This is a genomic window from Bifidobacterium miconis, assembly GCF_019331735.1.
Lineage (GTDB): Bacteria > Actinomycetota > Actinomycetes > Actinomycetales > Bifidobacteriaceae > Bifidobacterium > Bifidobacterium miconis.
On the sequence record NZ_JAHBBH010000019.1, the window covers coordinates 44,855 to 56,385 of the forward strand.

The window sequence follows — 11,531 nt, forward strand, 5'->3', positions numbered from 1 at the left end:
CACGTCGCGCCTAGCCCACGTCGGCCATCACGCACATCCATCGGCATCCGATGCGCTGCAGGATGATGTTCACCCAGTGATGGTCCGAGCCGATGGTCAGATGAACGTGCATTTCGAGCTTGTCGGCGCTGACCAGCATGCCGTTGAGCGACTGGGGGACCACCGGGAGCGTGCCCATGCGGTGCCCGCGCGCGGGATGCTCCATCGCGTCCCGCCTGAGGATCACGGCCATGTTGTCGAGCTTGCGCAGCGCCTGTCCGGTGACGCTGCGCTGCAGCCGCTCCAACGGGAGCCTGTCGCGCACCGCATCGGTCGCCATGCACGAGATGCGGCACGACGACATCGCCAGTGCCCTGCACTGCACGGAATCCACTTCGCCGACGAAGCATCGCGCTATGCGGTAGGGCACGGGCCTGTTCGACATTTCCAAATGAAGGAACCCCTCCTCCGCGGGAATGGGTTCGCGCCTCCACGCCCGAAACGCAGCATCCTCCATGGTCCACCTTCTCTCTGTGGTGCGGCGGCGCTCCGCGGCAGCGGCCTTGCGCCGGGGCGCCGCCGTCGGCGCCCGTTTTCCACTCCACCATACGAAAAGGCCCCCGTCAACGGACGGGGGCCAAATTGTGGATATGTTGAGAAATGTGGATAACTGTCGGCCGGTGCTCCCGACCGTTTCCGGTCAGCGGCCGTACGGGGTGACGACCACGTTGCAGCGCTGGAAGTTCTTGACGTCCACGTATCCGGTGGAGGCCATGGCGCGGCGCAGCGCGCCGATGTAGTTGACCTGACCGTCGGCCTGATGGCTGGGCCCGAACAGGATCTGCTCGAGGGAGCCGACCGTGCCCACGTTGGTGCGGAAGCCGCGCGGCAGCGTCTGGTGACGGGCCTCGGAACCCCAGTGCATGCCGCGGCCCGGCGCCTCGGTGGCGCGGGCGAGCGGGGCGCCGAGCATCACCGCGTCGGCGCCCATGGCGAGCGCCTTGACGAAGCTGCCGGAGTCGCCCATGCCGCCGTCGGCGATGACTTGGACGTAACGGCCGCCGGACTCGTCCATGTAGTCGCGGCGGGCTTCGGCCACGTCGGCGATGGCGGTGGCCATCGGCGCGTGCACGCCGATCGTCTTGCGCGTGGCGGACACGGCGCCGCCGCCGAAGCCGACGAGCACGCCGGCCGCTCCGGTGCGCATCAGGTGCAGGGCTGCCGTGTAGTTGGCCGCGCCGCCGACGATGACCGGCACGTCGAGGTCGTAGATGAACTTCTTGAGATTGAGCGGCTCGTGGTCGCGGCTGACGTGTTCGGCGGACACGACGGTGCCGCGGATGACGAACAGGTCGACGCCGGCGTCGACCACGGTCGAGTAGAACTGCTGCGTGCGCTGCGGGGAAAGCGCACCGGCGACGGTGACGCCCGCGTCGCGGATCTCGTGCAGGCGCGCGGTGATCAGCTCGGGCTTGACCGGCTCGGCGTAGATCTGCTGGATGCGCGTCGTGGCCTCGTCGGCGGGCAGGCCGGCGATCTCCTCGAACAGCGGTTCGGGGTTCTCGTACCGCGTCCACAGGCCTTCGAGGTCGAGCACGCCGAGCGCGCCCATCTTGCCCATCGCGATGGCGGTGGCGGGGCTGGTGACCGAGTCCATCGGCGCGCCGATGACCGGCACGTCGAACTCGTAGGCGTCCACCTGCCACGAGGTGGACACGTCCTCGGGGTCGCGCGTGCGACGGGAGGGGACGATGGCGACGTCGTCCAGCGAGTAGGCCAGACGGCCCTTCTTGCCCAAACCGATTTCAATTTCCTGAGACATGGTTGTAAGGCTAATGCCCGCTCGTGACAGTCCGCGTTTCGGATACGGCGCCCGCGCGCGTTACAAACATGCGCTATGACTTGACCCATATTCCAAACCACCCAAGGAGACAGCATGGCCAAAATCAAGGTCGAAGGCAAGGTCGTCGAGCTCGACGGCGACGAGATGACGCGCGTCATCTGGAAGGACATCAAGGATCGTCTGATCCTGCCCTATCTGGACGTGGATCTCGACTACTACGATCTGGGCATCGAGAACCGCGACGCCACCGACGACCAGGTGACGGTCGACGCGGCGCACGCGATCCAGCGCGAGCACGTCGGCGTCAAGTGCGCCACGATCACGCCGGACGAGGCGCGCGTCAAGGAGTTCGGTCTGAAGAAGATGTGGAAGTCGCCGAACGGCACGATCCGCAACATCCTGGGCGGCACGATCTTCCGCGAGCCGATCGTCATGAGCAACGTCCCGCGTCTCGTGCCGGGCTGGACGAAGCCGATCGTCGTGGCCCGCCACGCGTTCGGCGACCAGTACAAGGCCACCGACTTCAAGGTGCCGGGCGCGGGCCGGCTGACCGTCACGTTCACGCCCGAGGACGGTTCGGAGCCGATCCAGCACGTCGTCTACGACTACGGCCCGGACGGCGGTGTGGCGCAGGTGCAGTACAACGTGAACGATTCGATCCGCGGCTTCGCGCGCGCCTGCTTCAACTACGGCCTGATGCGCCACTACCCCGTGTACCTGTCCACCAAGAACACGATTCTCAAGGCGTACGACGGCCAGTTCAAGGACATCTTCGCCGAAGTGTACGAGACGGAATACAAGGAGCGCTTCGAGGCCGAGGGCCTCACGTACGAGCACCGCCTGATCGACGACATGGTGGCCAGCTCGCTCAAGTGGCACGGCGGCTACATCTGGGCCTGCAAGAACTACGACGGCGACGTGCAGTCCGATTCCGTAGCGCAGGGCTTCGGCTCGCTGGGCCTGATGACCTCGGTGCTCATGACCCCGGACGGGCAGACCGTGGAGGCCGAGGCCGCGCACGGCACGGTGACGCGCCACTACCGCCGCTGGCTCAAGGGCGAGAAGACCTCGACGAACCCGATCGCCTCGATCTTCGCGTGGACCGGCGGCCTCAAGCACCGCGCCGACCTCGACGGCACGCCCGAAGTGCGCCACTTCGCCGAAACGCTCGAGAAGGTGATCGTGGACACCGTCGAAGGCGGCCAGATGACCAAGGACCTCGCCATGCTCATCGGCCCCGACCAGCCGTGGCTCGACACCGACGGGTTCATGAACGCGCTCGACGAGAACCTCGCCAAGGCGCTCGCCTGACGATACCCTCCCGCGATTCCCGCACCAACGGCTTCAACGGCCCGTGCGCATCCGCCCTGCGGACGCGCACGGGCCGTTGCCATGCCGCATGCCGCAGCGGGCCCCTCTCGCGGGCAGACAGGCCATCGACTAGAATCGTCGTGCAAGCATGCGCCCGCGCGACGCACCCAAGCGACGGAGGATTTGGATATGGCTTTCCGGGACACACTCATCGCACGCCGGCTGACCGCGCTGCTGGCCGTCGCCGGCATGACGCTGTCCCTCGCCGCGTGCGCGGCATCGTCGTCGGACGGCGACGCCGCGGGCGACGCGGGCGCCACCAGTACCGGCAACGTCGCGATCTTCACCCCGTCCGACGGCGTGACGCTGTCCGGCGACACCCCGACCAACAAGTGGACGGCATTCGTGCCGTCGCTCACCGCGGCGCTCAAGCAGGCCGGCATCGCCAAGAAGCGCATTTCCACGACGTCCTCGGACAGTCTCGACAAGCAGAGCCGCGACGTACAGGACTACGTCGTCGACCACGTGTCCGCAACCGCGTCATCCAGCGACAACGCGGCGACGACCATCGTCATCGCTCCGGTGACCGACCCCGACGACACGGTGCGCCAGTACGGCGACTACGTGGACCAGCAGGTCGCGTCGTCGTCTGCCGGGAACGCCGAGTCCGGATCGGATGACGACCAGACGCTGCAGGACGCCGCGGCGAGACTGAAATCCGCGTTGACGCTCGCCCGCGAGAACGGCATGCACGTGGTCATGCTGTCGGGCACGCTGAGCGGCTTCCGACCGGACGTCTACGTGCGCATGTCCACGGCCGAGGAGATCGGACGCATCCAGGCGAGCAAGCTGGTCGACAAGCTCGAACTGTCAAAGGCCAGCACCGACAATCCGAAAAACATCGAAATACTGCTGCCATGCACGCCTGCGTCCGGTACGGACAAGACGGACGCGATGACCGACGACGGGGACGCGTGCGCCGACGGCAGCGGGGCGACGTTCGCGGCGGAGGCGTTCCGCGGCGCATGGTCCGTGCTCCAACCCTATTTCCGGTCGGGGCAGGCGGTCAGTCCGTCCGGATCGCTCGACAAGGCGACCGGATCGGGCGATTGGCAAACCGTCGCATTCGCCTCGGGCAAGGACGACACGGTGGCCGCCGAGCTGCGCGACCGGCTTGGCGCGGACGACAAGGGCAAGCCCTCCACGCACACGCGCATCGACGGCATCATCGCCATGAACGACCACACGGCCGCGCTCGTGGCCAAAGAACTCGATGATTTGGGATATACGGGATCCGCGGCCGACATCAACCCGTCGATCACCATTTCCGGCATCGTGGAGAACATCACCGGCAAGAAGGACCTGCAGCGCGACAAGGTGCCGGATCCGATCAAGGCACCCGACGAGCAGACCGGCTCCGGCGCTACGGACGATGACAAGCGGAAGGCGGCGGACGAGACCAATGCCCGCTGGCCGATCGTCACCGGATACGGCGCCTACGTGGACTCCATGCCGCTGATCGTCGCCGGGCAGCAGTGGATGACCGCGCTGGAGGACCGCATGACCCTCGCGCAGCACACGGCCACGGTCTGCCTGAACCTCAACGCCGGCAAGGCGGTCAACCGCAACACGCTGTCATTCGTCTCCCCCGGCAAGGTCGACGGGGTCAGCGTGCCCACCGTCGGCGCGGAGCTGATCGCGGTGAGCGCGTCCAATCTCAAGGCCGCGCTCATCGACCCGGGGTACATCACGCCGGCCGACGCCGGACTGTAAGGAAGGCGTCGCAGGAAAGCCGCCGCAAGGGAGATCAGGGCCTTCGGCTTGCCTCGTGCCGCGCTTCATGTGGATAACACGGCCGGTTGTCCACATGGAGTTATCCACAACACGCCGAGGAATCGAGGCTGCGTCCACATTGCCCGATTGGGCTTGTGGGCGTTCCGCGGTTCTGTTGCACTGGGTCCATGGATACCACACTCAGTTTTTCGTCCGAAGACCGCCGCCGCGCGCCCGCCGATCCGTTCGACTCCCCCTCCGTCCGTGCGCCGCGCGGCGAGGCCGCGCCAAACCCGCTCGACGTTCTGGCCTTCCGGTTCGCCGACATCGATCTGACGCCCAGGCAGCTCGGCGCCTTGGGCGAACAGTACGCCGCCGCATGGCTGGAACGCCGCGGTTGCACCGTCCTCGACCGCAACTGGCGCTCCCGATACGGCGAACTCGACATCATCGCCGTCACGCCGGAGCACATCGTGCTGTTCGTGGAGGTCAAGACGCGGCGCAACGCACGGTACGGCACCCCGCAGGAAGCGGTCACCGCGCACAAGCGGCTCGCCCTGCGCCGGGCCGGCGTGCAGTGGCTGCTGTGCCCGGAACACCGCATGGCGCATCGCGGCGTCCGCTTCGACGTGATCGCGATCACCGCGCCAGTGGGCGCCTCCCCCACCGTCAACCACATCAGGGAGGCGTTCTGATGGCCATTGGCAGCGCATTGTCGGTCGGTCTGCTCGGCCTCAAGGCATTCATCATCCAGATTCAGGCGTTCATCTCCCCCGGGCTGCCGTATTTCAGCGTGATCGGCCTGCCCGACACCTCGCTGAGCGAATCGCGCGAGCGGGTGAAATCCGCCTGTCAGGCGAGCGGGTTCCGTTGGCCGGAAACGCGCGTGACGGTGAACCTGTCCCCCGCATCCATGCCCAAGCGCGGCTCGTCGCACGATCTTGCCATCGCGGCAAGCGTGCTCAGCGCGTCCGGCGCGATACCGCACGACTGTCTGGCGGAGACGATCGTGCTCGGCGAAGTCAACCTCGACGGCACCGTGCTGCCCATTCACGGACTGCTGCCGATTCTGCTCCACGCCCGCGAGCGCGGCGTGCGGCGGCTGATCGTGCCGATGGCCAACGAGGACGAGGCGGCGCTGGTCGACGGGCTGGACGTCACCTGCGTGCGTCACGTCGGCGAGCTGATCGAGCTGATGGGAGGACGGGCCAGCTACGCGCCGCCGGACGGCGCTGCGGCCGCCGAAACGGCGGCGCGGGAGGAACCGTTCGCTCCGCCGGCGACGGGCGACATGAGCGAGGTGGTGGGACAGCGCATGACGAAGTGGGCGTTGAAGGTGGCAGCTGCGGGAGGCCATCACCTGCTGATGACCGGGCCGCCGGGGTCGGGCAAGACCATGCTCGCCTCCCGCATGCCGGGCATCATGTGCCCGTTGAACGCCGCCGAACAGCTGGAGGTCGCGTCCATCCGCTCGCTGTGCGGGGTGCTGCCCAGTTACGGGATTTCCGACGTGCCGCCGTTCGAGGCGCCGCATCATACGTCGTCGACGGCGGCGCTGGTCGGCGGCGGCAGCGGGATCGCGGCTCCGGGCGCGATCACGAGGGCGCATCGCGGCGTGCTGTTCATGGATGAGGCGCCGGAGTTTTCGTCGCGCACGCTGCAGACGCTGCGCGAGCCGTTGGAGTCCGGATACGTCGCCCTGTCCCGTTCGAAGGGGTCGACGTACTACCCGGCGCGTTTCCAGCTGGTCATGGCGGCGAATCCGTGCCCGTGCGGGTTCGCGTACGGCACCGGCGAGCGCTGCACGTGCCGGGAGAAGGATCGCGTCCGGTATTTTTCCCGCTTGTCGGGGCCGATTCTCGATCGGATCGACATTCAGGTAGAGGTGCCGCCGGTGGAGCGCATCGTCGACCGCGGCGGTGACGGCGAGCCGGGCGAGACCAGCCGCGACATGCGCCGGTCGGTGGTGCTGGCGCGGTTGACGGCGCGCGAGCGGTTTGCCCGCCAAGGCTGGTCGTGCAATGCGCAGGCGTCGGGCGAATGGCTGCACGCGCATACGTCGGCGAAGGCGTTGGCGCTGGTGAACCGGGCGTTGGAGGCGCAGCGGCTGAGTCTGCGCGGCGCGGATCGGGCGATGCGTCTGGCATGGACGCTGGCCGATCTGGCCGGGATCACATCTCCCGGATACGAGGAGATGAATCAGGGCATCATGCTGCGTACGAGGGTGTCATGAACAGCCCGGTCGGTTCGGGCCGTGCGCCCGACGGCGACGCGCTGGCGCGCGCCGTGCTCACGTGCTGTCTGGACGGCGCAGACGCGATCATGTACGCGACGGTCAAGGGGGCCGATCATGGCGCGAGGGAGGTCCTGTCGCTGCTGGCCGAATCGGGATCGGATGCCCGGAACGCCCCCAGTAGGACGACTGTGTCCGCCAAGTCGGCGCGGCAGGCGTTGGAGGATATATTCGTCCGCGGTCTGGTGCGCTGGGGCCGCAAGCCGACGCCGTCCACGCTGTCGGCGTTCCGAAGCGCGCTGGAAGGATGGCTTCGCCGTTTCGCGCGGCTTCCCTCCGTGGATGCCGAGCATGCGGCCGAATGGCTCACGTGCGGCGGCGAACAGTGGATCATCGCGCCCGGTCATGCGTGCTGGCCCAAGCAGCTCGCCGACCTGTCGATTCGCAAGGATTGGGCCGCGCCGCTGTGTCTGTGGGGCGTAGGCGAGCCGCGGGCGCTGACGAGCTGCGCGAAGCCGATCGCCGTGGTGGGATCCCGGGGCGCGAACGAGTATGGCCGCGCCATCGCGCGCGAGATCGGTCGCAGGGCCGCAGCCGACGGGCATCTGGTGGTCTCCGGCGGCGCGATGGGAACGGATGCGGCCGCGCACTGGGGCGCGCTCGCCCCGGCGCAGGAAGGGTATGGTCCCGAATCGGTGGGACGGACCGTGGCCGTGTTCGCCGGAGGACTGAACCATGTGGGGCCGCACTGCAACGGGCCGTTGTTCGAGCGGATCACGGCGTGCGGGGGCGCGTTGGTCAGCGAGCTGAGTCCGGACACCGTGCCCGAGGCCCGCCGTTTCCTGCTACGCAACCGGATCATCGCCGCATTGGCGTCCACGGTGGTCGTGGTGCAGGCGAGGCTGCGTTCCGGAGCGCTGAACACGGCGAGCTGGGCCGCCGAACTCGGCCGGGAGGTGTATGCGGTTCCCGGCGACATCGACGCGCCGCACAATGCGGGCTGCAATCGGATCATTCACGACCATCAGGCCATGCTGCTGCCGTCGGTCCGCGCCGTCGACGAATACTGCCATCCGCCGCACATGCCGGACCTGACGGACCTGCCGCAGGCCACGGATCCTTCGGCTGAAGCGGACTGTACGGCGCCGGCCGACGCGTCGTCACCGCACCCACCAACGTCACAGCCATCGAGACAGCGGACATCAGTCCAATCGACGTCGGATACGGGTACCGTGGCGAACGGAGACGGGGCCGAGGCAATAACCGATGCCGAATCTTCAGGCCACGCCGCGGTGCGCAAGGCCTTGCTCCGCTGCCGGCGGGCGCGCGTTCCCCCGACCGTCGAAGCGGTCGCCGCGCATATGGACGGCGATCCGGAGTTTGCCGAAGTTCTGGCGTTGCTCGGTGATTTGGAACTCAACGGTGCAATCGACATGCGGAACGGCATGGTATCCGTCGTATCCCGGTGACCGGACGGAGTGGCCATGCGGCGCGCGAACCGGCGGAACACGTCACTCGCGCCACTGGCATTGCGCCATGTCGACGCGCCATCCGTCTGCTCCGGCATTCACGGAATCGTCGTCCGGCGGCACAAACATGACCCCTTCAGTTTCGAGCAGACGCCGCTGCTCGCCGGGGCCGCCGAACGCGAAGCCGGGCGCGAGCGAACCGTCGCGGAACACGACGCGATGGCACGGGATCACGCCGGGCTCGGGGTTGGCGTGCAGCGCGAAGCCGACGAACCGGGCGGCGCGCGGGCGTCCCGCCAAGGCGGCCACCTGCCCGTATGTGGCCACCCTGCCGCGCGGGATGCGCCGCACCACGTCGTACACCTGCTCGTTGAAGGTTTCGCTCATGCGTCCCATTATCGCCGATTCGTCGCGCTGCGGCGCCGCGGCGTTCGTCCCGACGTGTCCCGACAATCAGGGGTATGAGTCCGAAGCATATCGAAGACATGTATGATGCGGTGATCGTCGGCGCGGGAGCGGCCGGTCTGTCCGCCGCGCTGGGAGCGCTGCGGTCCGACGCCGTGAAGGGTTTGCGCGAGGCGGGCATCGACCCGAAGATTCTGGTGATTTCCAAACTCCAGCCGTTGCGTTCGCACACCGGTTCGGCCGAGGGCGGCATCGCCGCGAGCCTCGGCAACGCGGAGACCGACGACTGGCATTGGCACTACTACGACACCGTCAAGGGCGGCGACTGGCTGGTCGATCAGGATGCGGCGAAGCTGTTGGCCGAATACGCGCCGCAGACCGTGATCAACCTGGAGCGCGGCGGCGTCGCGTTTTCGCGCACCGACGACGGGCATATCGCGCAGCGTCGCTTCGGCGGGCACACGCGGGACTTCGGCGGCGAGCCGGTGCGCCGCGCCGCCTATGCGGCCGACCGCGTGGGCCATCAGATCCTGCACACGCTGTGGCAGGAATGCGTGGGGGCGGGCGTCGAATTCGCCGAGGAATGGTATGTGACCGATCTGGTGCTGGACGGGGACGGCGGACGCGTCGCCGGCGTCGTCGCCTACGATACGCACGACGGCAAGGTCCATGCGATTCACGCGCGCAACGTGCTGCTGGCCACCGGAGGAGCCGGCCGCCTGTTCCACACCACGTCGAATTCGTGGGATCTGACCGGAGACGGCATGGCGTTGGCGCTGGCCGCCGGCCTGCAGCTCGAAGACGTCGAATTCGTGCAGTTCCATCCGACCGGGCTCGCGCATACGGGCATTCTCCTGTCGGAGGCTGCACGCGCCGAAGGTGGCGTACTGCGCAATGCGGACGGCAGGGCGTTCATGGCGGACTATGCGCCGGAGCACCGCGATCTGGCGGCGCGCGACGTGGTGAGCCGTTCGATCATGGCCGAGATCGACGCCGGCCGCGGCGTGGCCGATCCGAAGGATCCGGACGGCCCGAAGGACTGCGTGTGGCTGGACATGACCGGCATCGACCGGGAGCATATGGAGGCCGTGCTGCCGCAGGTCGTCGAAACGGTGCGCAAGTACGCGAACATCGACCCGGCCGTGGATTGGGTTCCGGTCAAGCCGACCGCGCACTACACGATGGGCGGCATTCCGATCACCACGGACGGCGAAGTGTACCGCTGGGTCGCCGGCGCCGGCTCCGACGGCGGCTCCGCCGCGCATCGCGAGATCGTATCCGGCCTGTTCGCCGCGGGCGAGTGTTCGTGCGTGTCCGTGCACGGCGCAAACCGCCTCGGCGGCAACTCGCTGCTCGACGCATGCCTGTTCGGCACCAGGGCAGGCCAGACGCTGGCCGCGCGCGTCGCCGATCATCCCGTCGACGATCCGATGGCCGACGTCACGGACGATGCGGACGAATCCGCCGCGGTCGACGCCGCGGCAGGGGTCCGTGGAGACGAACTCGCCGCGCTCCTGTCCCCCGCCGCCGATGATGGCGGCGACGGCTCCGACGACAACCCCTACCGACTGCTCGCCGATCTCGGACGCGTCATGGAGCAGGCCGTGGCGGTCCGTTGCAGTGCGCAGACGATCGACGAGGCGCTCGACACGCTGCGCGACGAGCTCATGCCGCGCGCGGCCGCACTGCACGCGCACAGCGACATGGCGGCGTTCAATCAGGAAATCACCGCGATCTGGGAGGTCCGGCATCTGATCACGCTCGCCGACGCGGTGCTGCGGGCGTCCGACGCGCGTCACGAGTCGCGCGGTTCGCTCAAACGGCTGGATTTCCCGGAGCGCGACGACGAGCGGTTCCTCGCCCACTCGATGATCGGTTCGTCGTTCGATGGCGAAAGCCGCGAACGGCCTGAGACGGCAGGCGAAACCGCTCACGGCATCCTGTGGCAGCCGGTGCGCGTCGTCGACTATCCGCCGCAGGCACGCGCCTATTGATCGCGACCGGCAGTCGGATATGACCGCCGCCTCCGCGCAATCCGCGCCCGGCCACGGCTTATGGCACAATATGATGTCGATTCTTGTGTTGAGGGAGGCAGTATGAGCGGCATGGACGATGCGCTGACCACGGTGACGCTGAAGGTGAACAGGTTCACGCCGCGTCCGGAACGCGACCGCGGCGCGCGCGGCGGTTCGCCGTTCGCCAAGAAGGGCGGCTCCCCGTTCGGCGGAGGGGCGTCGCGCAACCGTCGTCCGCGCGGCAAGCAGTGGGTGCAGGAGTATACGCTGCGCGTCCGCCCGGAGGACACGGTGCTCGACTGCCTGCTGGCGATCAAGCGCACCGTGGATCCCACGCTCGCGTTCCGCTATTCGTGCGGTCACGGCATGTGCGGCTCGGACGCGGTGGCGATCAACGGCACGCCGACGCTGCTGTGCACGGCCACCGTCTCCGACTGGGCCGAGCGGCCGAATCCGCTGGCGCAGACCGACGAGGACGGTTTCCGCCGCACCGGCGGCGCGGA

Annotated in this window: 10 protein-coding genes; 7 read left to right on the forward strand and 3 right to left on the reverse strand. The window is 68.1% G+C overall.

All coding sequences use genetic code 11. The annotated features are described in order from the left end of the window. Positions 1-10: 10 nt before the first annotated feature. Together KIH79_RS07845 and KIH79_RS07850 are read right to left on the reverse strand one after the other, a co-directional pair. Positions 11-496 (reverse strand): hypothetical protein, encoded by a 486-nt coding sequence (locus KIH79_RS07845; RefSeq protein WP_219058884.1) that lies wholly within the window; start codon positions 494-496, stop codon positions 11-13. 183 nt (positions 497-679) lie between these two features. Continuing rightward, entirely contained in the window at positions 680-1,801 is a 1,122-nt protein-coding gene (locus tag KIH79_RS07850) for a GuaB3 family IMP dehydrogenase-related protein (RefSeq protein ID WP_219058885.1), read from the reverse strand. Positions 1,802-1,915: 114 nt separating this feature from the next. On the opposite strand from KIH79_RS07850, the gene KIH79_RS07855 reads away from it, so the two are divergent. From KIH79_RS07855 to KIH79_RS07875, 5 genes are all read left to right on the forward strand, one after another. Further along, positions 1,916-3,133, forward strand: a complete 1,218-nt coding sequence (locus KIH79_RS07855; protein ID WP_219058886.1) for an NADP-dependent isocitrate dehydrogenase — start codon at positions 1,916-1,918, stop codon at positions 3,131-3,133. Positions 3,134-3,322: 189 nt separating this feature from the next. Next, positions 3,323-4,906 (forward strand): substrate-binding domain-containing protein, encoded by a 1,584-nt coding sequence (locus tag KIH79_RS07860; RefSeq protein ID WP_219058887.1) that lies wholly within the window; start codon positions 3,323-3,325, stop codon positions 4,904-4,906. Positions 4,907-5,094: 188 nt separating this feature from the next. Beyond that, entirely contained in the window at positions 5,095-5,601 is a 507-nt protein-coding gene (locus KIH79_RS07865; protein ID WP_219058888.1) for a YraN family protein, read from the forward strand. Beyond that, positions 5,601-7,139: a YifB family Mg chelatase-like AAA ATPase gene (locus KIH79_RS07870; protein ID WP_219058889.1), complete on the forward strand. Its 1,539-nt coding sequence runs from the start codon at positions 5,601-5,603 to the stop codon at positions 7,137-7,139. The genes KIH79_RS07865 and KIH79_RS07870 overlap by 1 nt, the downstream gene beginning before the upstream one ends. Further along, positions 7,136-8,608 (forward strand): DNA-processing protein DprA, encoded by a 1,473-nt coding sequence (locus KIH79_RS07875; protein ID WP_219058890.1) that lies wholly within the window; start codon positions 7,136-7,138, stop codon positions 8,606-8,608. Before KIH79_RS07870 ends, KIH79_RS07875 begins: the two co-directional genes overlap by 4 nt. Before the next feature lie 42 nt (positions 8,609-8,650). On the opposite strand, the gene KIH79_RS07880 is transcribed toward KIH79_RS07875, so the two are convergent. Further along, entirely contained in the window at positions 8,651-8,995 is a 345-nt protein-coding gene (locus tag KIH79_RS07880; RefSeq protein WP_219058891.1) for an MGMT family protein, read from the reverse strand. A 74-nt stretch (positions 8,996-9,069) separates the two neighbouring features. Between KIH79_RS07880 and KIH79_RS07885 the strand changes: the two genes are divergently transcribed. Next, positions 9,070-11,007: an FAD-binding protein gene (locus KIH79_RS07885; protein WP_219058892.1), complete on the forward strand. Its 1,938-nt coding sequence runs from the start codon at positions 9,070-9,072 to the stop codon at positions 11,005-11,007. Between the two features lie 102 nt (positions 11,008-11,109). Next, a partial coding sequence (locus tag KIH79_RS07890; protein ID WP_420829370.1) for a 2Fe-2S iron-sulfur cluster-binding protein occupies positions 11,110-11,531 on the forward strand: 422 nt, incomplete at its 3' end.